16 protein-coding genes are annotated in these 25,022 nt (G+C 69.0%); 7 read left to right on the top strand and 9 right to left on the bottom strand.

Features of this window, described 5'->3' with window-relative positions:
• Positions 1 to 52 precede the first annotated feature (52 nt).
• Positions 53 to 1,087, bottom strand: a complete 1,035-nt coding sequence (locus NNW99_RS34135; protein WP_215123009.1) for a hypothetical protein — start codon at positions 1,085 to 1,087, stop codon at positions 53 to 55.
• Positions 1,088 to 1,805: 718 nt separating this feature from the next.
• Here NNW99_RS34135 and NNW99_RS34130 point away from each other — a divergent pair.
• From NNW99_RS34130 to NNW99_RS34100, 7 genes are all read left to right on the top strand, one after another.
• Positions 1,806 to 3,185, top strand: a complete 1,380-nt coding sequence (locus NNW99_RS34130; RefSeq protein ID WP_215123008.1) for a S1 family peptidase — start codon at positions 1,806 to 1,808, stop codon at positions 3,183 to 3,185.
• 217 nt (positions 3,186 to 3,402) lie between these two features.
• On the top strand, positions 3,403 to 5,100 hold the full coding sequence (locus NNW99_RS34125) for a S8 family serine peptidase (RefSeq protein ID WP_215123006.1): 1,698 nt from the start codon (positions 3,403 to 3,405) through the stop codon (positions 5,098 to 5,100).
• Between the two features lie 176 nt (positions 5,101 to 5,276).
• Entirely contained in the window at positions 5,277 to 6,299 is a 1,023-nt protein-coding gene (locus NNW99_RS34120; RefSeq protein WP_215123005.1) for a hypothetical protein, read from the top strand.
• A gap of 134 nt (positions 6,300 to 6,433) precedes the next feature.
• The gene (locus tag NNW99_RS34115; RefSeq protein WP_215123003.1) at positions 6,434 to 7,309 is read left to right on the top strand and encodes a hypothetical protein; all 876 of its coding nucleotides are present in this window, start codon (positions 6,434 to 6,436) and stop codon (positions 7,307 to 7,309) included.
• A gap of 181 nt (positions 7,310 to 7,490) precedes the next feature.
• A complete protein-coding gene (locus NNW99_RS34110; RefSeq protein WP_215123002.1) occupies positions 7,491 to 9,686 on the top strand; it encodes a bifunctional polysaccharide deacetylase/glycosyltransferase family 2 protein in 2,196 nt (731 codons plus the stop codon).
• Positions 9,679 to 10,746 carry an LCP family protein gene (locus tag NNW99_RS34105; protein ID WP_251058001.1) on the top strand — a complete coding sequence of 356 codons (1,068 nt, stop codon included), beginning with the start codon at positions 9,679 to 9,681 and terminating at the stop codon, positions 10,744 to 10,746. Before NNW99_RS34110 ends, NNW99_RS34105 begins: the two co-directional genes overlap by 8 nt.
• A gap of 129 nt (positions 10,747 to 10,875) precedes the next feature.
• The gene (locus NNW99_RS34100; protein WP_215123000.1) at positions 10,876 to 12,375 is read left to right on the top strand and encodes a hypothetical protein; all 1,500 of its coding nucleotides are present in this window, start codon (positions 10,876 to 10,878) and stop codon (positions 12,373 to 12,375) included.
• 135 nt (positions 12,376 to 12,510) lie between these two features.
• Here the strand turns inward: NNW99_RS34100 and NNW99_RS34095 are convergent, their stop codons facing one another.
• From NNW99_RS34095 to NNW99_RS34060, 8 genes are all read right to left on the bottom strand, one after another.
• Positions 12,511 to 13,335 carry an RNA polymerase sigma factor gene (locus tag NNW99_RS34095; RefSeq protein ID WP_215122999.1) on the bottom strand — a complete coding sequence of 275 codons (825 nt, stop codon included), beginning with the start codon at positions 13,333 to 13,335 and terminating at the stop codon, positions 12,511 to 12,513.
• Between the two features lie 241 nt (positions 13,336 to 13,576).
• Positions 13,577 to 15,007 carry a sigma-70 family RNA polymerase sigma factor gene (locus NNW99_RS34090; RefSeq protein WP_215122998.1) on the bottom strand — a complete coding sequence of 477 codons (1,431 nt, stop codon included), beginning with the start codon at positions 15,005 to 15,007 and terminating at the stop codon, positions 13,577 to 13,579.
• Positions 15,008 to 15,116: 109 nt separating this feature from the next.
• Positions 15,117 to 16,343: an alpha/beta hydrolase gene (locus NNW99_RS34085; protein ID WP_215122997.1), complete on the bottom strand. Its 1,227-nt coding sequence runs from the start codon at positions 16,341 to 16,343 to the stop codon at positions 15,117 to 15,119.
• Positions 16,344 to 16,570: 227 nt separating this feature from the next.
• Positions 16,571 to 17,857 (bottom strand): RICIN domain-containing protein, encoded by a 1,287-nt coding sequence (locus NNW99_RS34080; RefSeq protein ID WP_215122996.1) that lies wholly within the window; start codon positions 17,855 to 17,857, stop codon positions 16,571 to 16,573.
• A 450-nt stretch (positions 17,858 to 18,307) separates the two neighbouring features.
• On the bottom strand, positions 18,308 to 20,761 hold the full coding sequence (locus NNW99_RS34075; RefSeq protein ID WP_251058000.1) for an RICIN domain-containing protein: 2,454 nt from the start codon (positions 20,759 to 20,761) through the stop codon (positions 18,308 to 18,310).
• Positions 20,762 to 20,795: 34 nt separating this feature from the next.
• Positions 20,796 to 22,781 carry a carbohydrate binding domain-containing protein gene (locus NNW99_RS34070; protein ID WP_215122995.1) on the bottom strand — a complete coding sequence of 662 codons (1,986 nt, stop codon included), beginning with the start codon at positions 22,779 to 22,781 and terminating at the stop codon, positions 20,796 to 20,798.
• A 153-nt stretch (positions 22,782 to 22,934) separates the two neighbouring features.
• On the bottom strand, positions 22,935 to 23,978 hold the full coding sequence (locus tag NNW99_RS34065) for a substrate-binding domain-containing protein (RefSeq protein WP_215122994.1): 1,044 nt from the start codon (positions 23,976 to 23,978) through the stop codon (positions 22,935 to 22,937).
• A gap of 126 nt (positions 23,979 to 24,104) precedes the next feature.
• Positions 24,105 to 25,004, bottom strand: coding sequence for a carbohydrate ABC transporter permease (locus tag NNW99_RS34060; RefSeq protein WP_215122992.1), 900 nt, complete (start codon positions 25,002 to 25,004; stop codon positions 24,105 to 24,107).
• Positions 25,005 to 25,022: the final 18 nt, after the last annotated feature.

The raw sequence follows: 25,022 nt of genomic DNA, 5'->3' as shown, positions 1-25,022 counted from the left end.
TCTGCGGGTGAACAGCCGAGCGGGCCGCTCCGCGAGTCGGTCGCGCGATGGATCAGTCCAGGTCCCGGCGCAGCCGACGGGCCATGCCTCTCGGATCGGAGTTGCGGAGTGCCAGATACCGCATCTGCCGATAGGCCGTGTCGTCCCACCACCCCAGGAGCAGGGCCGGCAGGTGCAGCCGGACGCCGATGTCCAGATGCGTGAGATCCGCCTCGGCCCGTGAGCACGAGGGGCAGTACTCCGCATGCCCTGTCGCGGCGATGTCGCGAGACGTCGTGTACACCGCGAGGTGCTGTACGAACGAGGTGCACGCGGGGCGACCGCTGACCGCTCGCCGATAGGCGGTCAGATAGAGGTCGCTCAGCATGTGCTGGGCGCGCTGCCGCGCCAGGGCCAGCCTGCCCGGCGACAGGCCCAGCATGTCGGAGATGAGCGCGGGATGGTCGTCCTCGACGGCGAGATGCCACAGAGCCGTCTGCCAGCGAGCCGGCAGACAGCGGTACGCCTCGTACAGCGGCGCGGGTCCTTGCGGGGGCCAAGGGCCGACGGACTCGACGATCCACTCCCGGAAGCCGTCGGTCACCGCGCAGGACTCGGGATGCGAACGCCATGCCCCGGCCGCCACCGACCGTGCCGTGTCCAGCAGATGGATGCGCGGGACGGCGTGCGACGGGTGATGCCCCGATGCTCGGACCACATGACGGAACGTGTGTTCAGTGGCCCAGTCCACCATGGCCGGATCCGTCAAGCAGGTGTTGAGGTAGCCGCAGACCGCGGCTTGATGCCGTCCTACGAGCACGCTGAGCGCTTCGCCGCCGCCCCGGTGCGCGCGGTCGACGAGCAGGGAGCCGCCTGCCGCCGCCCGACGCCGCGACAGGTGCGTCCATGGCAGTTGCCCGAGCAGCTCCCGCATGCGACTGCCTGTCTCCCGGGCTGCCAGCGCCTGTTGGGCCGGGTCCGGCCCGAACGACGCACGGGGTGGTTCGAGCGAGGGAGTGGCGAGAGTGCCGGGGGCGGTCCGCTTCGACGTGGCGATGAGGCCCTTGCGGTGCGAGGGGAGCCGTTTGGGAACATCCGCGCTGTTCATCGATGCCGGGCCTTTCCGTCGGGGGCGCGTGGTCCTCTGCTTGGTCGCGGTGGTCGTCAGGACAGACGGATCCGTCCACGCACAGTCCTGCCACTTGACTGTTCCTTTACCTTCCACCACCCCAGGTAAAGCATCGGCAAAGTGCCGGGACGGGTGGCGGGCGCGCCGGTCTGAACTGATGGCAGGACCGGACAGTGAGGAGACTTCCAGGCCTTGCCCGGATTCCCCATGCGATTTCCGCGGGCTCGGACAGCACGCGCCGCTCTACCTAATGCCCGAATTAGTGGGGGCCGACCCCTCCATTCCTTTTCCCCTTTACATGCCTGGAGGTGCGCTCGACATTCGCCTCAGTGCATTCGACGCCCGACCCCCACCCCTGAGCTGCGCTGCGACGTCACGCTGCGGAGCGCTGCAGCGCTGCCCAAATTCGGAATGCGGTGCATTTATGAACGGCGTGCGGTGCAGATTCAAGATTCTTTTCCGGGTTCGGCGGCCGGGGCTCGAACGGGGAAGCATGCAGGTCACCCCGGCAATACTCGGTGCAGGAATCCGAGACCGGGTTGCGGCCTCAGCGGGAGAATTCACGGGATCGGGTTGCGGAATCGTTATCCGGCGCGATAGCAATTCCCAGCAATCAATTGCTCCGGCGTTCGAAGCCGGAACTCCTTCGGCGAGCCCCCCCGTTCTGTGCCGCCGAAGTCCGACTGGAGGTCACACCATGTCCCATCAGCGACGAGCCAACCATCGCCGCATCAACAAGAAGACCGGAACCATCGCGGTCTCGAGTGCGGTGGCCCTCGCCGCGGCAGCGGTCCTCCTGCCCCAGGCCAACGCCGGCACCGACACCGACGACCCTCGTGAGCTGAGTCTGCGAGCCGCGACCGAGCTCGGCCAGACCCTGTCGTCCGACCTCGGTGATAAGGCGGCCGGCTGGTACTACGACGACCGTTCCGATCGCCTGGTCATGAACGTGCTGGGTGAGGACGAGGCCGACCAGGCCTCTTCCGAGGGGGCCGAGGCCCGGGTCGTGAAGTACAGCACCGAGGAACTCGAGTCCGCGGCGGAGAAGTTGGGCGCGTCGCCCGTGGGGGGCACCGCCTGGTCCGTCGACCCGCGCACCAACAAGCTGTCGGTGATCGTGGACGGCACGGTCAAGGGCGACGACTGGGCGAAGCTGTCGCGCCAGACCGAGAAGCTGGGTGACCGGGTCACCGTCAAGCGCGTCGGCGGCGAGTTCAAGCCCTTCGCCGGCGGCGGGGACGCCATCTACGCGGGCCGTGGCCTGTGCTCGCTCGGATTCAACGTCACCAAGGGCGGCAAGCCCGGGTTCCTGACGGCCGGTCACTGCACCGCGGCCGGCGGTGACGAGTGGTCCCTCGAGCAGGGTGGTCAGCCGGTCGCGAAGGTCACCGACAAGGAATGGCCCGGCAGTGACTGGGCTCTGGCCATGTACAACGACCCCGAGGCCGACGCTCCGAGCCTCGTGAACCTGGGCAGTGGGGGGAAGCAGAAGATCTCCGGTGCCGCGGCGGCGGTGGTCGGTATGGAGGTCAAGCGGATGGGCACGAAGACGGGGCTGCATGACGGCAAGGTCACGGGCCTCGACATGACGGTCAACTACCAGACGGGAGAGACGGTCGAGGGGCTCATCCGGACCGATGTCTGCGCCGAGCCGGGCGACAGCGGCGGTGCCATGTTCGCGGGTGACAAGGCGGTGGGGCTCACCTCGGGCGGGAGTGGCGACTGCGCCTCCGGTGGCGAGACGTTCTTCCAGCCGGTGCTCGAAGCCCTTGAGGCAACGGGGTCCCAGATAGGCGGCGGCGAGGCTCCGGGCACTCCCCCGAGCGACGACTGCGGCGGCGGAAAGCCCTCTGAGCCGGCCGAGCCGTCCCAGCCGGCCGAGCCGTCCCAGCCGGGAGAGCCGGGTCAGCCGGGAGAGCCGGGCCAGCCGGAGGAACCGGGTCAGCCGGGAGAGCCGGAAGAGCCCGGTCAGCCCGGTCAGCCCGGACAGCCCGGACAGCCGAGCGAGCCGGGTCAGCCCGGACAGCCGGGCGAACCGGGCGAGGGCGGTCAGCCGTCGGACCAGCCCGCGGCGTGACCGCGGTTTCGGGCCGTCGACCGCCCACACCTGACTCCCGGCTAGTCGGCGCCTGAGATCTCGCCTTCTCGGAGCGGGTGTGTCTGTGCCTCGTTCCGCACAGACACACCCGCTCCGAGGGCCACCGGCCCTCGACCGTCCGGGCCTTCCGCAGCACCGCGGCCGATCCCGGACGCCGTTTCTCCTCCCCCACCGCATCCCTCCTTGGAGGCACTGAGTGAAAAGACGTGTCGTCATCACGGCCCTGTCGATCACCGCCGTCGGCCTGACGGTGGCTCAGGGCATCGGAGCAACACCACCCGACTCACCCTCACCGAGCAAGGACGGCTACATCGTCGTCCTGAAGGAACAGGACAAGCGCCCGGCGCTCTTCGCTTCGGGGAAGCCGCGTGTCGACATCACCGCGACGTACGGCGCCGCGCTCGACGGCTTCTCGGCGCAGTTGAGCCGCGACGAGGTGAGTGAGCTGAGCGGGGACCCGGCTGTCGCCTATGTCGAGCGTGACGGCGAGGGACGTATCAACGGCCAGCAGACGCCCAAGGGGGTCAGCCGGATCCGTGCCCTGGAGAACAAGGCCCTGAAGACGGGTGACGGCAAGGACGAACGCGTCGACGCGGACATAGCCGTCCTCGACACCGGAGTCGCCGACCACCCCGACCTGAACGTCGTCAAGCGCGTCAACTGCAGCAAGGTCGACAAGTGTGTCGAGGACGAGGGCATGGACGACGACGGACATGGTTCCAACGTCGCGGGCATCGCCGCCGAGATCGACAACGACCAGGGGTTCACGGGTGTGGCGCCCGGTGCGCGGATCCACTCCCTCAAGATCCTGGACGAAGAGGGCAGGGGCAGCACCTCGGAGATCGTGGGCGCCCTCGACTGGGTCACCGCCCACGCCGACACCATCGACGTGGTCAACATCAGCGCCGGATACACGGGCGAGACCCGCGCGATCGCCGACGCCGTCAACCGTGCGATAGCCAAGGGGATCGTGGTCGTGGTCTCCGCCGGCAACGACGGCAAGGACGCCAAGTCGGCGTCTCCGGCCAACATCCCCGACGCCATCACCGTCTCCAACCTCGCCGACGGCGACGGAAAGGCCGGCGGTCAGGGCGACTTCGCCTGGTGCAACAAGGACAACAAGAACAAGGACGACACGCTCTCCGGCGACAGTAACTTCGGCCCGAGCATCGACATCGCCGCTCCCGGCGAGTGCATACAGGCGACGGGCAACAAGAACGACTACTCCAACTGGAGCGGTACGTCGCAGGCGGCGCCGCACGTGGCCGGCGCCGCGGCGCTGATCGTCAGCGGCTCCGAGAAGCCGAAGGACCGCGAGGGCGTGATGGCCGTGCGCGACAAGCTGCTGAAGGCGGGTCAGGACAACTGGACGGACACGTCGAAGGACGGAACGAAGGAGCCGCTGCTCGACGTGCACGACGCCGGGGTCTTCAAGCCGGCCTTCGCCGACGCCCAGGACCCGGAGCAGCCCGGGAAGCCGACCGAGCCGGGAGAGCCGACCCGCCCCGGAGAGCCGACCGAGCCGGGGGAACCCACCAAGTCCGGGGAACCCACCGAGCCCGGGAAGCCCACCGCGTCCGGGGAGCCGTCCGAGCCGGGAACCCCCGAAGCCCCGTCCGCGCCGGGCACCGGTCGCATAGAGGTCTCCTGCGACTCCTCCGGTACGTCCTGTGACCTGGACGCCGGCGCCCTCGGCAGCGCGGACGGCACCTACACCTGGGACTTCGGCGACGGCACGACCGGCACCGGAGCGAAGGTCACCCACGCCTTCCCGAAGGGCCTCGGAACATACGCGCCGACGGTGACCTACACCGATCGCGACGGCAAGACCGTCAAGGCCACGGCGACCGTCTCGTGCGCCGACTTCTACAACCAGATGTGCCACGGCTTCTGAGCGCCGAGCCGACCTGGTCCGGCCGCCGCTCCCCTCGGCGGCCGGACCAGGTCATCAGGAGCCATGGACCCCTGCCTGAACCTGAACAGCGAGGACGACGGGCGATGTACCTTCATGCCGGTTCCGAAAGATCCTGGCGGCGGCTGCGTGCCCACCGCCGAGTCCCGGCGAGAGCCGTGCACTCCCACGAGGAGCGTCACCACACGTTCGTGGACGCCCTCAAGTCGATGGAGCGGCTCTTCCGTCAAGCGGAGGAGCAGCCCCCGGCCGCTCGGCCCCTTCCCCTTCTCCACGGTCTGTGCCAGGCCGCTCGCGCCATCGCCAGTTGCGCGCCCGGAGTCGCCGACGACGGCTGGCGGCTCACGTCGAACGGCATACGCTCCACCGCTCCCCTGCCCGGCGACCTCGCGGACATCGCGCTGGTCACGGAGCCACCCGGATCCGCGGGTGGCTTCGCCCGGGTGAGCGAGATCCTCGGCTCACCGGTCTGGGGAGACACGCCCCTGCGCCTGGAGGACGCCTGGGACGCCCTGCCCGTCAACCTCGACCATCCGTTGACGGACAGGCGCCGGCGTACTCCCTTGTACGTCCACGGGGATGTGGGAGACGGATCACCGCACGCGATCCTGACCGTGGTCGTGTGCGACATCCCGGACCACGTGATCCGGGCGGGAACCAGCGAAGCACTGGACGAGCATCTGGGGTTCTTTCCTCCCGCGGCCACCTGCCACGGCTACGGCTGTCACGTCCGGGACGGAGCCCTGGTCCCGGCGCTCTCTCCCTTCCCGCACGGCCGCGGAGGGATTCGCATGAACTGGGTCATGCCGCAGGGCGAAACCGGCCGGTCCGCCCGCCTCGACCGGCTGCGCTCGATGACCACCGAATACGCGGGAAACCGGTACTTCATGCCGGTGATCCCATCTCTGCGGGCGGAGTTGCATCCGCTGATGGCCTGGTGGGCCGTGCTCTGCGGACTGGGCTCGCTCATGCATGACCGGCCGGACGACTGGCGCGCACACCTCGGTACCGAGGGCGCTGTCAGGCCGACCGAATCCGTGAGCCATCTGCTCCGCGAAGCTCCGAGAGAGCTCCCGCACCTCATCGCGGAAGCCCTGGAACAGGCGGCCGCCACGACTTCGTCGCACGACCAGGACCGGAGCAGTCGGCCCAAGTCGGGGCCGCACCACCCTGCCATGTGAACTCCGGCTCGCCGGCCTGCGCGTCCGCAGCAGCTCACCGCGCCGCTCTCCTTCCTGTGAGGTCCCTGAACACAGGTCCCGGGCACCCCGTATGTAGCGAAAGAACGGAAAAGAATCGCACGACGGGAGAAATCATGAAGCACGCATCGCGCATGAATTCGATGCCCGGGATCCGAGTGGCCGCCCTCTCGGCGGCCCTTGTCGTGGGCTGCGGCGGGATTGTCATGGCCGGTGTCTCCGCCTCCGCGGGAGAAAGCGGACAGAGGTCCGGCGAAAAAGCCGCGGCAGCGTTTCCTCCCGGCATCGAGGACATCGACCAGGCGTCGGCACGTGTCATCGAGTGCCCGGACGTGGAAAGTGAGATCCCGCAGTTCTCCGCGGAGCACACGGGGGAAGTGCAGCAGGCTCTGATCCTTCTGGATGCCCAAGTCATCGCCGCGGACAAGCGCTTCTCCGACGACAGAGAGCGACTCGAAAGCGATCCCGCCCTGGCGCGGGAGCAGATCCTGACTCCCCTGGAGAACGAACGACGCTCGACCATCCGCAGAATCGTTTCTCTGACTCAGCCGGGCGACGGCGGCACGGCAGGGCAGTTGGAGGAGCTGGCCGTGTGCACGCTGCGCACCGCCCCGGACGGCACCACCACACAAGAGCCCGAGACCGACGCCCCGGGCACGGGAATCACCGACACCGACGTCGTCCCGCCAGGGGCCGGCGGGAGCAGGCCCGGAGTCGGCAACGGAAATGGGAACGGCAACGGGAACGGCAATGGCGACGGCCGGAACAACGGAAACGGGAACGGCCAGGGCAACGGGAATGGCAGGGGCCAGAACAACGGAAACAACAACGGCAATGTCAACGGCACGGGAGACGGCCAGGACAGCGGCAATGCCAATGGCAACGAGAACGGCGCCGGAGACGGCCAGGACAACGGAAACAACAACGGGAACGACAACGGCGGCGACAGCGAGCGACTGAGTTCCGACCGTCGCGGCGACTCTGTCGGCTGAGCGTCTGGTCCAGGAGGGGGGCAAGGAAACGTTGTGCGCCGACTTCATCAGAACGTCGGCGCCTGCGTGACTCACGTCATGCGCCTCACCCCGTCATGGCAAGGGACACACAGCCGCACGCCCTTGCCCACTGACCGGAGCACCCCCTCTTGGAGAAACACGTGAATCGAGAAGCCGAGCGGTGACGGGCCGGCACGCGCAACGACGTCAGCCTCGGGTGCACTGGCTGTTCCTGGGGACGCTGTACGCCGCGATCGCCGCGGCACTGCTCTTCCAGGGCTGGACAGCCCACGAGGTCGACGCCGCCGAGGCCCGCCGGCCCTGTGTCACGCCCGCTCCGCGAGTGCTGCACGAGGCAGGGCCGGTGCTGCGTCTGAGAGGGGGTTCGGTCAAGTCCGCGTCGATGCCCGCTCGTACAGTGGCGCTCACCTTCGACGGCGGACCGGATCCGGTATGGACCCCCCGCATCCTCCGTCTGCTGCGCGAACAGGGTGCGCGTGCGACCTTCTTCCTCCTCGGCTCCGAGGCCGGCCGCCATCCGGAGCTCGCGCGGCGCATCCTCACCGAAGGCCATGAGATCGGACTGCACACCTACTCCGGTGCCGTCCTCGGTTCCGCGTCGCCGAGTCGCGCCGGTATCGAACTGGCGCTCAACCAGAAGGCACTGGCCGGCACCGCGGGCGTCACCACCACGCTGCTGCGGATGCCCGGAACCACGTCGGTGGACACACTGTGCGGCGCCGAGTGGCAGGCGGCCCTGCGCGCGGGCGGGGACGGATATCTGCTGGTCACCGCCGACCGGCGGTCCGTCGAACCGTCGAAGGGCGTGGTTCGGCAGTTCGATCAGTCCGAAGCCGCCTACCGACAGGTCAAAGTGCTGCTCCAGGGCCGTGATGCCGACCGGTTCACCACCGTGACGGCGGGACTGGGGATCCGCTCCGCCAACACGCCGGCCCCGCCGGCCCAGCGGGTGCAGGGCATGGCCTTGACGTGGATGGACACCGCCAGCCACGCGGTCGCGAACGGGGCGCTGTGGGTGCTCGCGATCGTGGGCGGACTCGGCACGCTCCGCCAGCTCCTCCTCGTCGTCTTCGCCCGCGTCCACGTCCGGCGTCTGGGCCGTTTCCGCCCCGGCTCGCCGTGGTTGCGGGGAGTCGACGAGCCGGTGACGGTCCTCGTTCCCGCGTACAACGAACAGGTGGGCATCGCGTCCACCGTCCGTTCGCTGCTCGCCTCCACCCACTCCCTGCTTCAGATCATCGTCATCGACGACGGGTCGACGGACCGGACCGTGGAGATCGTGCGGAACATCCCTGACCCCCGTGTCACGGTGGTCCGTCAACGCAACGCGGGCAAGGCCGCCGCGCTCAACAACGGACTCGCCCGCGCGAGTCACGGCATCGTGGTGATGGCCGACGCCGACACCCTCTTCGAACCCGAAGCCATTCACCGGCTCATCCAGCCGCTGGCCCACCCGGCCATCGGCGCGGTCAGCGGGAACATCAAGGTCGGCAACCGGCGCGGACTGCTCGGCCGGTGGCAGCACCTGGAATACGCCTGCGGGTGCAATCTCGACTTACGCATGCTCGAGGTACTGGAGTGCATGCCGACGGTGCCCGGCGCGATCGGCGCCTTCCGTCGCGAGGCGCTGATGGGCGTGGGCGGGGTCAGCGAGGACACCCTCGCGGAGGACACCGACCTGGCCATGACGCTGTGGCGAGCGGGCTGGCGGGTGGTGTACGAGGATTCCGCGATCGCCTGGACCGAGGTCCCGACCACCCTTCGTCAGCTGTGGCGGCAGCGCTACCGCTGGTGCTACGGCACGCTCCAGGCGATGCGCAAGCATCGTCGCGCCATGCTCGAAGTGGGGGTTGCCGGGCGCTTCGCCCGGCGCGCCCTGACGTATCTCACCGTCTTCCAGGTCGGGCTGCCCCTGTTCGCACCGCTCGTCGACATCTTCGGCCTGTACGGGGCGCTCTTCCTCGACTCGGCCTGGGCCGGCGCTCTGTGGGCCGGCTTCCTCGGTCTGCAGATCGCGTGCGCCGGCTACGCGCTGCGGCTCGGCGGTGAGCGGATGAGCGCACTGTGGGCGCTGCCGCTCCAGATCCTCGCCTACCGGCAGCTCATGTATCTGGTGGTCATCCAGTCGCTGGCGACCGCCGTGTTCGGCACCGGTCTGACATGGCAGCGCATCAGGCGGACCGGGACCGCCGTCGAGCAATTGGGCGGAGACCTCACGAACCAGGCCCTGCGACGGGACGAGGACGGGGCAGCCGGGAACCGCGGCTCCCGCCGTCTTGGGCCAGGTCATGGGCAGTTGGCCCCTGGACAGACGGTTCCGGGTGTCGTCCCGGCGCGGAGGGGGCCCCATGCGTGAGCGGTACGGCGACCGGCCGCACGCCGGCTCGTCCCGGGCGCCGCGGCACCGTGGCAGCGGACGAACAGCCGCCCCACCCCGGCGCCGAAGGGCGCTGCGCCGAGTACTGCTCCTCGTGCTCTCGGCGCTGCTGCTCACACCCCCGGGTGTCTGTCTGTGGGCCGATATCAGGCTCAACCGTGAGGTGGATCTGGGCGGAATCTCCGACCGGCCACCGCGAGGGACGGGCACGAACTACCTCATCGTGGGCTCCGACAGCCGCGAAGGCCTGTCCTCTCGAGCCAGGCGGGAACTGCACACCGGAACGGCCGAGGGCCGCCGTACGGATTCGATGATCCTGCTGCACACCGGCGCGCACGGCACCACCATGGTCAGCCTGCCGCGTGACTCCTGGGTCGTCCTCCCGCCGTACACCGAGCCCGAGACGGGGAAGCGCCACGGTCCGGCACCGGACAAGCTGAACGCCGCCTTCTCCATCGGCGGTCCCGAGCTGCTGGTGCGGACGGTGGAACGCAACACCGGCCTGCGTATCGACCACTACGCCGAGATCGGCTTCCGCGGCTTCGTCGACCTCGTGGATGACGTGGGGGGCGTACGGCTGTGCCTGGACCGCGACATCAGGGACGAGAAGTCCGGCGCGAACCTGCGCAAGGGCTGCCACAACCGCCATGGCGCCCAGGCCCTGGCCTTCGTCCGCCAGCGGCATCAGGAACGGCAGGGTGATCTGGGCCGTACGAGGAACCAGCAGCGTTTCCTCGCAGCGCTCGCCGACAAGGTCTCCCAGAGGGACGTCCTGCTCGATCCGTCCAGAATCTACCCGGCGACCCGAGACGCGCTGGAGACGCTGGTGGTGGACGAGGACATGGAGCTGTGGGATCTGGTGAGGCTGCTGCGCGCCATGAAGAGCGTCTCGGCGCCCGGCTCCGGGGCGCGGGTCAACGTCCCGGTCGCCGCTGTGGGCGTGCGAACCACCAAGGGCAGCGCCATCAGTTGGGACCGGGAGAAAGCACGGGACCTCTTCACCGCGCTGAGGAACGACCGGCCGCCGGGCAGAAGGTAAAGACCAGGGAAAGAGGCGGGATGCCTCCCTGGGTGGCCCGTCAGTTCAGGTACCGCGAGGCGCTCAAGAAGCAGCTGGAAGCGAAGCAGCTTCCCCTGCACTCGACCACCCACCTGAGGAGACCCACGCATGCCGTCCCACAAAGCGTTCCCCCGCAGAACCGTGCTGGCCGGAGCAGCTGCGACCGGTGCGGGAGCGGCTCTTTGGCCGACGCTCGGTCAGTCCGACGCCATGGGCGCGTCGAAGGCCGAGGCGGGCGCGTACACGATCCGCTTCGACAAGTCCCCCCGGCAGACCATCTGGGGACTGGGCTTCGAGATCCAGTCGGACTCCATCGGATCCGGCAACAACGGCATGGACGACAAGGTGATCAGCGGCGTCCCGTACGACCTGACGGAGGGCGAACGCGACCGGTTCTACCGGCAGATGCTCATGGGCGGCGGCGACCGGGGCTTCCGGTACTGCCGGCTGGCCCTGGGGCTGTACCACCGGGGTCTGGACCCCACGAAGAAGCACCTCGTCGACCGCTACAAGGGCCAGACGGATCTGCTGGCCGACATGATCAAGCGGACAGGGATCGAGGGCGTGTCCGCCGAGTACTGGTCACCGGCCCCCGGCTGGAAGAGCAACAAGTCCTACATCGGCGGGAAGCTCGCCTCGTTCTCCCCCGAGGCCCTGGATGCCCTCGGCGACGCCATGGTGGGAGACCTGGACTACCTCGCCGCCCGGGGCGTGCCGATCTCCATGTGGGGCCTGCAGAACGAGCCCCGCGAGTCGACCAGGTACTCGTCCTGCAAGTACACCCCCGACGAGTATGTGAAGGCCTTCAAGGCCGTCGCGCCCAAGATCAAGAAGAAGTATCCGAAGACGCTCGTCATCGCGGACAGTCAGGACGGCTGGAAGGGAAAGATCGGCGCGGCGATCAAGGCGGACCCCGACGCCGTCCGTCACGTGGACGCGTGGACCTTCCATCGTGTGGGGACGCCGAGCACCGAGCAGATAGAGGTCGACTTCACCTCCGGCCGCGTGGGCAAGCCCGTGTTCAACAACGAGTTCGAGTACCTCCATTACGGCAGCGTGACGCCCCAGCACACCATCCGTACGGCCCAGTCGATCATGAACTGGATGACGTTCCAGAACGCGCCCTCCTGGTTCTGGCTGCACGCCCTCAAGCCCACGTCCAACGCGGAGGCGACCGGCTACGCGCTGGGCTACTGGCGTTCGCCGCACGGCAAGCACCTCGACCGGTTCCCGGACGTGAAGCCACGTCACTGGACCTTCAACCCGCTGAACTGGAACGCGGTGGCGGGATTCCTTCGGTACATGCCGTGGGACTCCGTCCGCTACCACGTCGACGAGCCGAAGAACGCCGACGGCAAGCCGGACCCGCTGCACCGCATCATGGCCTGGCAGACGCCCAAGGGCGATCCGGTCTTCGTCGTCACCAACGCGTCCAAGAAGGACCCGTTCACCTATACCGTCGACACCCGGAGCCGGGGCACCTTCGCGGGCCACCGGTACGGTCCGCGCGCGGAGACGAACAACGTGAGCGTCGATGGCCAGAAGGGACCGAAGCTCACCCTCACCGTTCCTCCGCTGTCCATCGAATTCTGGACTCCGGGCTCATGAGCCCGGCAAGACGGTCCGACGGCAACGCAGCTGTCTCGCCGCGGCGTTGAGGACCGTTCCATGCCCCGTCGGTGTCCGTTTCGGCCACGCCGGCGGGGCTCTTCCGTTCGAGGAACTGATCGCCGGCGGCCGCGGTCACGTGTCCCGGATCCGTCGAGCCACGGGACGAGGGTCTCCGTCGCGGAGGGCCAGCGCCTTCATCTGCCGGTAGCGTCCGTCGTTCCACCAGCCGAGCAGCATGCCCGGCAGTTGTCGTCGGAGCCCGGCGTCGATATCGCTGAGGTTCCGCTCCACGCGGGCGCAGGGGCGGCAGTTCGGGGGGTGTTCGGTCATGGTCGTGCCCGGTGCTCGGCTGGCCAGGACCACCTGCTCCCGCGCGTAGGAGAGGCACGCCGGGCGGTCGATGACCGCTCGTTCGTAGGCGGCCAGGTAGAAGTCCCGAAGAGAATGCCGGGCCTTGTGCCCCAGTGACCTGACCCGCGCGGACGAGACGCCCAGCACGTCGCCGATCAGAGCGGGATCGTCCTCTTCCACGGCGATGTGCCACAGGGCCACCTGCCAGCGGACGGGGAGACACCGGTAGGCGTCGTACAGCGCCGCGGGAGTCGCGAGGGGCCACGCGCCGCCCGCCGCGATCCACTCCAGGAACTCCGGGGTGGCCGCACCGGCTCCGGGATCGGCGTTCCAGGTCTGGACGGCCACCGTACGCGCCGTGGCGAGGAGCCGGATCCGGTTGATCGCCAGCGCGTCCTCTCGCTCGGCCGCCTCGAGGACGCGTCGGAAGGTCTCCTCCGTGGCCCGCTCCACTGTCGCGTGGTCCATGAGGCAGGTGCTCAAGTAGCCGCATACCGCGGCCTGGTGACGTCCGACGAGGACGCTGAGCGCCTCACCGCTGCCCCGGCAGACCCGATCCACGACGAGTGTGTCGCCGACCGCGGCCCAGCGCTGCCGCAGTGCCATCAGCTTCAGGCACTCGAGTGCTGCCCGAACGCGTTCCCCTGTGGCGGTGACCCCCGGATGACGTGTCGAGCCGGCGCTGCCGGACCCGGGGCCGCCACCCGCCTGTACATCGCCTCGGCGTGTGCCGACGGCCGGTCGGTCCTGTTCGGACGGCACGGACCGGCGGCGGGTGGAACGGCGGGTGCGAGCCTGTGCTCGGGTCATGAGCTGGTGTCCTTATTGATCGTGAGCCTGGCCCGGATCATGTGAGGTAGGTCCATCCGCCACCGCTGACGGCCAGGGAACTGTGCTTCAGGCTGAACCGCACTCGCCACACCTGACGGTCGTCGCTCTGGTCACAGGCCACCTGGGTCGCCCGCGCCGCGCCGGGTCCGGGGGCGCGCAGGCAGAGGCCGGTCGCCGAGTTGCGCAAGAGCACTTGGGAGCCCAGGAACTGAAGCTGCGCCCACGTCTGGCCCGCGCTGCCGTCGCAGTCGCCGCCCCGCACCGCGGAGCCCGCGTGGGGCGCGGTCGGCTCAAGACAGCGCCCATCGGGGACGGAGCGCAGTGTCGTACGAAGACCTTCCAGGAGTACTCGCTCGGCCGTTTCCGTCGACGGCGCGACCGGACGGGAGCGGGAAGGCGTCGGTTTCTCCGTCGGAAGGCCCGGCGGGGTCTCGGGGGCGGGCGTTGCTGACGGTGACAGTGAAGGTGAAGGTGACAAGGCTGACGCCGACTGAGGCGGTCGCGGCGCCGGCAGCGGCGTCTCGGTCGGAGCGAGCATGAAGTAGCCACCGATACCGAGAGCGGCCGAAGTGCCCACGGTGACCACCCCCTTGACGAGGGCGGTCGTGGAGCCGCCTGCCCAGGCCGGGCCGGGCCCCCCGGCCGCCGCCCCTTTGGCGATCAGGACTCTCACGCTCTCGTCGAACAGAATCGCTCCCGGCAGCACGGCCCTCAGCCGGGAGTTGAGGTCGGTCAGGTCGTGCAGGGCCTGGCGGCAGTGGCCGCAGTCGGCCAGATGACGCTTCAGGTCTCTGCCCGGCCGTCTCGCCTTGCGCCGCACGACGGAAGCGAGGAGTCGGCCGTAACGCCCGCAGTCCTCCACGCCGTTGTCGTGCACATGGACGCTGAGGTAGGCCTCACGCAGACCCTCACGGGCCCTTTCGGCCAGGGAGGCGACTCCGCTCGCGCTGATGCCGAGGCGGCCCGCGACCGTGGCGGCGGGCTCGCCCTTCACGGCCGTGTACCACAGCACGGCCTGCCAGCGCTCGGGCAGCCGTCGGAAGCTCTGCACGACCAGATGGTTCTCCTCCTGGTCCAGCGTCAGCTCCTCTCCCCCGGGCGCTTCGTCGACCCGGTCCTGCACCTGACTGCTCGGCTGGGTGCGGTTCCTGTCGGCGGCCCAGTCCACGGCTATGTGACGGACCGCGGTCAGCAGGTAGGGCCGCCACGGCCCACGAGGGCCGCCGCCCTTTCGGATCGCGTCGATCGTTCGCGTGAACGCCTCGGAGGTGAGGTCGTCAGCCGTGTAGCGGTCTCGGCAGAAGGACACGGCATAGGAGCGGACGGCCCCGCGGTGACGCTCGTACAGCGCCGCGAGCTGCTCGTCGCCGGACTCGCCGCGGCGCAGGGGCGCGGCCAGTTCCTCATCCGTCCAGTTCACGATGGAGCGTTTCTGTGCTGTGGACATCGGCATCTGGCTTCCCCTTGGAGGGCCCTGAACGGACCCGTGGACGAGAACGACGGGGACCGCGGACGGTCTCGTCTTTCGTTCGTGACTGCCGAAGTGGACGCCGTGGTCACGCCTCGGGCTCTCCGCCCTTTGCGACCTTGAGCCCCTTGGGTACGGGCGGCAGCAGGCGTTCCTCGGACGTGGTCGTGGGGATTCGCCGTGGGTCGGCGTAGGACTGCGGGCTCGAGGCCTTGAAGCGGAGGGCAGGCCCGCGCTTGCTCAGATTGCGGCCCGCCGGAGGCGGGCCGGCCAGGGCGGGAAGGGTGTACGTGGTGGCCTTGCGCAGCGCTTGGGCCATGAAGGAGGCGGCGAGCTGGGCAGCCTGGTCGCGTGCCTCGGCCGGCCTGGCGACCTGGGCGGCCGAGCAGTCGCCGACACCGCCCTTCTCCTTCACCGAGGAGAGGTTGGTGTTGAGCATGGCGTGGCCGGTGGCGGGCAGCCGGACGTCGGCAACGACGTCGGTGGTGCCGGACTTGGCCAGCGCCTTGATCGTGTCCAGTCCGGCGTTCGGGCCCGTGTCCTCGTCGCAGGCGCCGCGGAGGTTGAGTACGGGCACCGTGTGGGGGGCCTTGTCGACCTCTTCGGCGGGCTCGACGGCGACGGTGGCGAACAGGCCGGGCCGCTTGCCCGCTGTGCTGTTCAGGACGTAGCCACCGGCGCGACTGTGCCCGACGAGCCCCACCCGGGAGGTGTCGATGCGCCCCTCGGCGCCTTCGAGGTTCAGACCGTGGCCGGTCCCCTCGTTCAGGTCGGCCAGCAGCTTCAGATGTGTGTCGATCAGCTGGGTGTAGCCCTTGGCCGGTGAGGGCTCGCCCGTGTACCAGGCCTCCGCGCTCTTCACGTCGATCGAGACGGCGGCGAAGCCCTTGCGGCTCAGGGCCTCCACGAAGTACGAGAGGCCGGCGTTGTGACGCACGTAGTCGGGACCGTACTTCCCCGGGTCGTACTCGGCCCCCGGCCGGCCGCACACCAGGGGCCAAGGGGCACGGACCGCGTCGCGGGCCACCGCGTCCGTCTTCCCGGGCCAGGCACAGGTGGGGTGCGAGCCGTGCAGGACGACGACGACCGGATGGGGCCCCGGCCCCTTGGGGATTCCGAGGATGCCGTGCAGCTGGGTGGGGTTGCCCTTGGAGGTGTTCTTGATCATGCCTGGCGGCAGCTCGTAGGCGGACAAGGTGGCCGGGGCGGTGTCCCTGGCGGGCAGGGTGGTGCTTCCGGACGCCTCGAAGCCGTTGACGGTGCACGAGAGGGCGAGAGGGACGGCCGCGAGAAGCATCACGGAGCAACGGGTCATCGGCATCACGTTGTTGTCACCTGCGCGACGGGTGAGTGCGAAGGGAGTTCGTGGCGGCATCGAGGCCACCTCCTGGTGGAACGGGGCGGGAATGTGGGCAGGGCGGGGCCAGGCGAGGAGTGGGGCAGAAGGATCCAGGGAGCAAGGGGCACGGCGGCTTCCCGCCTGCCGTGCCCCGCGGGTCACCCTGAGGCGGGTGCCGAGTCGGCACCCGGCTCAGGTGCCGCTCACTTGGTCAGCAGCATCCGGAACCCGGCAGCCGGCCCTCGGCCGGAGGGGGCGACAGAGGCTCCCTCGCCCTTGCCCTCGATCCGAAGCGGCTTACGGGTCTCGCGGTTGACGAGCTGATAGACGTCGGCTCCGTTCCCACGCCCCGAAGGCATCCACCACTCCTGACGCTTGTCACCGGCCTCGCAGGTGGTGAGCGCCGTCTTGCTCTTGCCGGACGGCGCGGTCAGGCACTTGTCGGTGCCCTTCAGCGCCACAGTGAGGTAGCCGTCCTTGCCGATGGCCCTCGACCAGACCTGCTTGTCGCCGGAGCCGCAGTCCTGCTGGACGACCGAGTCACCCTCGCCGCTCCCCAGGCAGACTCCGCCCCGCTTCCCGGCGAGCCGCATCTCGAGGGCGGGAGCCGGCTGATCCTTGATCAGATAAGGGCTGTTGGCGAGGTTGTACCCGGGCCGCTTCGCCAGCATGCTGCCCGACTCGGGCCGGGGGCGGAAGTAGGAGAACTCGTCCTTGGCGCAGTCCAGGAAGACGTTCGCCATGAGGTCACTGCAGCGCGGGGAGCGGTCGTATCCACGGCAGATGGGATCGCCGCCCTGGTCACGCTTGTTGTCGCAGTGACTGACACCGAACTGATGGACCATCTCATGCGTGACCGCGGGGACGGTCGCACAGCCCCACGACACAGCGGCCCGCCCTCTGAACATGGAGGATCGCAGGCGTGCCTTCGGCGTCGTGGCGACACCGCAGCCACGCGGCTTGGTGTCGAAGAAGTACACCGGCCGGGTGCGCTTGAACCGCTTCTTGACCGCCGCGGGAGCCTTGCGGATCTCGGCGGCCACGGCCGCCTCCGCCTTCATGCGGGCCTGGGGGAAGGAGGGCCTGCCCGGCAAGCCGTCGACGGCGACGCTCATGACGTCGATCTGGCAGTCCTTGTCCTGGACGAAGCGCAGACGGCGGCTGTCCCCCTGGCCGAAGCGCTTGGCACTGGCTTCGAAGATCTGGTCGGCGCTCCACATGATGTGACGGACGCTCTTCACTCCGGCCGCCGGGTCCTTGCCTGCCCGGTGAACGTAGACCGGCTGGTACCAGCCCTTGTTGGAACTGTCCTGCTGGTCGCAGGCGACCGGGGGCGTCGTGACGGCGGCGGCCGGCGGAGCCTTCTTCTCCGCCTGCTCCTCGCTCGCCCACCCGGGCATACCGACAGCTGCCCAGCCCAGCGCGGCCGCAACGGCCATGGCCACGGGGATCGCGGCCATGCGCGTCGCCTTGTGCTTGTTCCTTGCCACGTGCTCTCCAACGTTGGAGGACCCGGGGGCAGGGATGCATCGGAAGGAGTTCTGGAGATCGCCCGGCGAAGGTACAGCATGGCGCGCATGAAGCCAAGAAACCCGAACGACGGTAAAGGATTGGTAAACGACCGGGACGGGGTGCGGATTTCCAGGTCCCTCCCACGAGAACCCCTCAAGAAGCAGGACACCGGTCGAAGGGAACAGCACCGCGGAGCTGGAGATCGCCGGACGGAGTGACCGACCGAAGAGGATCGGTCCTCCGCTCCGTCCAGAACCGCACCTGATCCGCGAAGGAAAGGAGCCGTATCGAACGGACGACGCCGAGGCGCATCGCCTCGACAAGCCGCCCGCCTCTGCTACCCCCAACCGGGCGCGCTTCCCGTCCCCGGTCCGGCTGCCACCAGGCCGGTCCGGGGACGGGCCAGAGAATCGGCTCGGTCCCCCTGGTCAGCGGACGGGGACGAGATTCCAGCGTTGGTGCGAGCTGCCGCTCGCGGGCCGCTGGACGACCTTGGCACCCGCGGCCTTCGACGCCTTCGCCACCTCGGCCAGTTGGCCGTGCAGGCGGCTCTCGAGGACGAAGCCACCCGAGTCGGACCGTGCCACCAGCCACTGCTGACCAGGACTCTTGTCGCCGGTCGACAAGTTGAGCGGCGCTTCGGGCAGAACCGAGTTCCCGGAGACGGCCAGGACCTTCCCGCCGGCGACGCCGGTGATCGTGTAGTACCCGTCACCGGTCGACGTCAGGCGCCACCGCTGGTTGGTGCCGCCGTGGGCATCCCACTGGACGACAGGCGTCCCGTCGGCCGTACCCCGGGCGTGGGCGTCGAGCACCTTGCCGCTGTTGGCGTTGACCAGGGTGTAGGTGCCGTCGAGGGCGGTAGCGGAGCCGGGGGTGACCTTCAGCCCGCTGAACTGTGCGCCGTGGTAGCCGCCCGTGCCGAGCCCGATCTGACCGGCGCCGTAGCTGCCGTCCCTGACGGTGCCGACCTCGGTGCCGTCGATGCGCGCGGTGATGGTGTCGCCCTCGAAGGTGAGGGCGAGGTGGTGCCATGTGCCGGTGCCGGGGGGCGCGATCCTGCCGTCGGCAAGATTGGTGAAGTTCCAGTTCCTGTCGGTCTTCTGCAGCGACCAGCGGCCGGTGTCGGACAGACGCAGGTGATAGGCGTTCAGTCCCTTGTTGTTGCGGCGCTGGGTGCCGACACGGCCGAGGATCTCGATGGTGCCCGGCTCTTCCAGCAGGACATCCGAACCGACCGTGTAGTCAGCCCAGTGCAGTCCGCCCATCAGGGTGTACGGGTGATTGCTCGCTTCGTCGGTCCAGCGGATCGGGGAGAGCGGGGCCTGCTGCCTCAGGCACCGGCCGGCGCGCCCGCCGGCGCAGGGCGCCGTCTCGAAGGCTCCGTTCATGGTGGAGAAGAGGCGCGCCTCTTGGCCTGGCCCGGTGCCAGCGAGGCTGTCCGCGTAGGGCAGCGGGAGTGGTGAGCGGATCGGACCGGTCCCGGTTCCCGAGCCCTGGCCGGTGGTCGTGGTGACGGTGTAGATCCGGCCGGGCCGGAGGGTGAGGGTGTAGGCCCCGGCCGTGGGGGTGAGGTCGCCTTCGCGCACCAGGTGGCTGGTGGTGGTGCGGTCCGAGAGGTCGGTGGACCAGACACGCAGCGTGCCGCCCGGCAGGCCGCCGGCCGTTCTGAGGGTCACGTTCTGCGGGGCGTCGGCGTCCATGGTCTCGAAGACGGTGCTCCATGCCGACTTGTCCGCCGCCCGGTAGCTGACATGGCTGCCGTGGGCGCGGTTGCCGCCGAGGTAGCCGGACGCGGTGTCCAGGTACTTCCAACCGGGCCGGGTGAACTGCGTGGTGTGTGCGGTGGCCCAGGTGCTGCGTCCGACGCTGTACGCCCCGGACCAGGGCTGGTCGGCGATGACGAGGCCCATGGTGTTGTAGTGCAGGTTCTGATAAAGGGAGGCGACCAGCGGCCAGTTGAGGAAGCCGGTCATCCTGGCGTCCAGGTATCCGCGGTTGATGCCGCGTGCGATGGCCGGTGCTCCGGCGTTGGCGTCGTCGGAGCCGGTTTCGCCGGCCCACAGTTGTTTGCCGGTGGCCAGTGCGTCGGTGGTGGTGGCGCAGTTGGTCATCGGGGACCGGTACCCGCACGGGTAGTGAGCACCGATGACGTCGACGGCGTCCTGGAGGGCGCTGTCGGCGCGCATGCTGGTGGCGATGTCCCAGTTGTCGTCCGCGCCGACCACCTTGGTGGTGTGGCCCGCCGCTCTGAGGGTGGCGGCCAGGTCCTTGTACCAGGCGGCGTCGTACTCACGCTCGTTCCAGCCACCGAGGTAGTCGATGGACAGATCGTGCTGCCGGGCGCAGTCGAGCCAGTTCATCAGGTACCCGATCATGTCCCGGGACCAGAAGTCGCCGTTGCCGATCCAACCGGGCGCGCCCCAGGACAGGGCGTAGAGCTTGACCGACGGATTGCGCCGCTCGGCCTCCTTCATCAGCCACCATTCGTATCCCGCAGCGCAGTTGACGGTGTCCCGGCTGTGCTGGTGGCTGCTCTCGGCGCCGTCGGTGGAGTTGGTGTCGCCGCCGATCTCCACCTTGAGCATCTGGAGGGCCGCGCCGTGGCCCGGCTTGAAGAGGTGGTCGAGTATCTGTGACCGTTGCGGCTCCGGATAGTCGCGCAGCAGGCGGGAGTTGCCACCGCCGCCGCTGATCGCCCCGATGCCGTCGAAGGTTCGTCCGGCGCTGTCCCCGTCGAGTGTGATCTCCGTCGAGGCGAGGGCCGCGGTGGCGGCCGGCATGGTGGTCCCGCTGAAGAGGAGTGCGCAGCAGACGATCAGACCGGTGACGGCCCGGATCCAGGGAGCTTTGCGGCTTCTTGTTCGCTGAGCCGTGTGCATGGCGGATGGGTCTCCAACCTGGCCTGGGGGGCGGCTAGTTCTCCTTGAGGGTGATGTCGTCGCAGTACCCGTTGCCGGTGCCCGAGCGCGCGTAGCAGTAGATCCTGGCGGTGTCGGACGTGGCACCGGTGGTGAACGTGGTGGAACCCCTGGTGTAGGAGGTGCCGGTGAAGACATGGCGGGTGGACGAGCCGGCACTGTCGTATCCCTTGGCCCCGAGCGAGACTTGGGTGCCGGCGGACGAGACCTTCCCGTACCCGCTCAGCCGGTATCTGGTGCGGGTCTTGAGCTGGACGACCTGTTCGACGGCGGCCTGAGCCGGACCGACTCGTACGGCGTGGAGTCCGCTGTGTGTGCCGGTCGTGACGACGCCGACGCTCCCGTAGGGGGACCAGGCAGCGAGGGTGCCCGACTCGAATCCGGAGTCGATGGCGAGGTCGGGGGCCGGGCAGTCGCCGTCGTCGAAGTCGCTCAGTTGGTGGAACCCCGCGTCGGGGCGGCAGACTCCCGGGGCGGGTGATCCGAAGTAGTCCTCGGTGGCGCCCGCCGCGACCGGTCCTCCTGCGCGGAGCGCCGGGGAGCCGGGTGTCAGCCGGTAGTCGCCGGGCCTCGTGCCGCCGGGGTTCTCGATCTTCGGGTCCGCCGTGTTCCCGGCAGCGTCGATCGGCTGGTCGGCCGGGTGGTTGCCGTAGAAGGTGTTGCCGTTCCAGAGGAAGTCGGAGGGCGTGTACTTCGGTCCGGAGTAGCCGCCGGAGCCGAGGTTGTAGAAGATGTTGCCGCTCAGCACCATGTTGGTGGTGGCCGCCCGTTGGTGGACGACGGCAGTGCGCGACCCTGCGGGGAGATAGACGGTGTTGTTGTGGACCCTGGCGTTGTCGTCCTTGGTGACGTCGAAGACCCGGCCCTTGTCGGAGCGGCTGAGGTTGTACCGGACGACGGTGCCGTGACTGCTGGAGCCTGTTCCGCAGCCGCCGCAGAAGAGCATGAAACCGCCCTCGTTGTCGTGGCTGTGGTTGTACTGGAACACCGCCCGGTTGTTTCCGTAGTCGGAGTCGAATGCCTGGCCGTCGCCGTTGCCGGGGAGCTTGCGTACGTGGTGGACCTCGTTGTGCTGGATGAGGGTGTCATCGCTGTTGATGGTCCAGATACCGACGTTGGAGCCCATGGGGCGCATCGCGATGTCGTGGACGGTGTTGTGCTCGACCAGGGCGTGGCTGGAGGCACGGACCACGATGCCGTCGCCGCCGGTGTCGCTGATGTTGTTGCCACGGAAGACGATCCCGGTGTTGGCACGCCAGTTGACGGTGGATCCGCAGCCGTCGCCGGAGCCGTAGATCGGCCTGCACATCCAGGTGGTGCGGTTGGTGAGGCCTTCCCGGTCCACGGCGGTGATCCGGGAGTTCTGCACCAGGACGTCGTCGAAGTTGGTCGGCCTCGTGGTGCCGGAGACGCGGAACTGGATGCCGTTGGACCACTTGGTGGCGTCGCCGTCGACGTGGTGCACGGAGACGTCGTCGACCACGTAGTGGGTGCCGACGCCGTCCGGGAGATCGGCGATCTCGACCAGGAGGCCGTTGCGCTCGCGCCTGGTGGTGGCGCTGTCGGGGAAGGTGATCTCCAGGTCGCGGATCTCCCACTGCTCCACGTTGTGGAGGTGGACCGCGGCCTTCTCGGTGGTGGCGGCGTCGCCCGAGACGACGGGGCGGCCGCGGCCCGCGCCGTAGCCGGCGAGGGTGATGGGCGCGCCGTCCGTGCCGGAGCCTCGCGGCTTGAGCGTGCCCTTGCAGGTGGCACCGCGCTTGAGCAGTAACCGGTCACCGGGCCGGAACAGATGGGCGTTGGCGGTCGCCAGGCTGTTCCAGGGGCTGGCATGGCGGCCGGTGCCGTCGTGGGATGCCGAGCAGTCGAGATACCAGGTGGTGGGAGTCGCTGCCACGGCCGGGAAGAGGCTCTGGAGAGCGAGGATCACGGCGGTCAGCGGTACGAGTAAGACGCGTCTGAGTACGGCAGGCAGGAGCATGGTCGGACTCCCGGATCGGGGAGGAGTGAGGGGCCCGTGTCGCACCGTAGGCAGAGCGTTTGAGCGAGTCAACATGTTCGTATCAAAAGACCGAACATTGAGCGAATGATCGCTGCTACGCGCTCTGACTCGATGAGGGTGGGGCAGTCACGCTCACGCGCTCGGTGTGCCGCCGCAGGAAGCTCGGACCTTCAACTCCGGCAGGAGGTCGAGATGGTGGACGGGCAGCGCCGGGTCGCTCTTGAGCCGGCGCAGGATCAGCTCGACGGCCGCGGCGCCCACGGCGTGCCTCGGCGGTGAGACAGCGGTCAGGGGTGGGGCACCGAGGGCGGCGACCACATCGTCGTAGCTGACCAGCGCGATGTCCTCGGGGATCCGCAGGCCCTTGTCGCGCAGCATCGGGGACAGTTGAAGGGCGTCCTGGTCATTGTGGACGAGTACGCCTCGCACGCCGCTTTCAACGGCTTCGACGATCTGGCGGGCGATGTCCTCGGCATGCGCGGCGGGTTCGTCGATGTCGATCACCGGCTCGGCCGGCAGTCCGAGGAGCACGCAGCCTTCGGCGTACGCACCGCGCACCTGCAGGGCTGTCCAGGTGTCCTTGCGAGCGGCCAGGGCGACCCGCGCGTGCCCGAGCGCGGCCAGGTGCCGCAGGGCGATGAACACACCGTGGTGGTGGTCGGAGCCGACGGAGTCCAGCTCGGCGAGAGGGGTTCCGTGCGGCGCCCGGCGTTCGACCAGGACGGCCGGGACCGGCAGTTCACCGATCCAGCGCAGGTCGTCCGCCGACCGGGACGGCGTCCAGTTGGGAACGAGCAGCAACCCCGCGACGCCCGTGGCGAGCAGTTGCTCCACCTGGGCGCGGTCGGCTTCGGCTTGATAGGAGGAGATCCCGAGCGTCAGGTGGGCGCCCGCGGCTCCGGCGGCAGCGCGCGCACCAGCGATCACCTCTCCGAAGTACTGGCCCACCGTCGGCACGAGCAGGCCGAGTGCCGGCCCTCCCGCCTCTCTGGCCGGCAGGGAGACGGACCCATGGGACCGGCTGACAAGACCCGCTTCCGCGAGTGCCGCCACGTCCCGGCGCAGCGTGACCGCCGGCATGTTCAGGTGCTGTGCCAGATCCGTCACCCGGATCGTCTCCAGGCTCTGGAGCGCTGCGAGGATCCCCTCTCTGCGCCTGTCGGCGGCAGCGGACATGGCGCCCCTCCCCTGGTTGCCCAACACAAGGAAATCTATCATTCGATCGAATGACATCGAATTCGATATGTCGGCGATGGAGAGGTCAGGGGCGGGCGCCGGTGCCCCGGGCGCCCGCCCTCGTGGTCACTTGCCGGCGCCCATGGTGATGCCCTCGGTGATGCGGCGTCCGAGCCAGGCGTAGAGGCCGATCATCGGGAGGATCGAGATCGACACCCCGGCGAAGAGGGCGCCGAAGTCCGCGCCGGTGAACTGCTGTTGCTGGAAGTAGTTCAGCAGGGCCAGGGGGAGGGTGAACTTGTCGTTGGTCTGGATGAACATCAGCGCCAGAAGAGTCTCGTTCCAGATTCCCATCGCGTTCAGCAGGGTCGCGGTCAGCAGGCCCCCGCGGGCGAGCGGCAGCATGATCCGCCAGAAGGTCATCGCCGCGGACACCCCGTCGAGGGCCGCCGCCTCCTCCAGTTCGGCGGGCAGCGAGGCGAAGAAAGAGGTCAGCAGGAAGACGGTGAACGGCAAGGAGACGACCACATAGAGCACGAAGAGGCCGAACAGACTGTTGATCAGCTCCAGGGAGTTCATCAGCGCGTAGAGCGGGAGGACCATCACCTGGACGGGAATGCCCAGGCCCAGGACGAAGTACAGGTTGAGGCCGTTGGACAGCCGGCCGGGCCTCCTGCCCAGCACGTACGCGGCCGGACCGGCGATGACGACGGTCACGGCCGACGCGGTGACCACCAGCACCGTCGAGTTGATGAACGCCGGCCCGAAGCCGCCGTCGTTCCAGGCCGTCGCCCAGTTCTCGAAACGCGGGGTGGCGGGAAGGGACCAGGGGCGCTCCAGGATGTCCCTGCTGGCCTTGAACGAGCTGATCAGCATGAAGGCGAAGGCGAACAGGCAGAAACCGGTGAACAGCCAGACGGCGGTTGTTCCCGGCAGGCGGGCGAGAACGCGCGCGAGGCGTCTGCGGCGGGGGGTCCTGGCCGGGGCCCGGGGCTCGGCCGGCTGGGTCGCGACGGTGGTGGTCATCGCGGGTTCCTTCCTGAC

Origin of the sequence: Streptomyces sp. CRCS-T-1 (assembly GCF_024442335.1) — a bacterium.
GTDB lineage: Bacteria > Actinomycetota > Actinomycetes > Streptomycetales > Streptomycetaceae > Streptomyces > Streptomyces koelreuteriae.
Note: the sequence above shows the minus strand (reverse complement) of the source record. Positions and strands in the feature narration are given on the sequence as shown.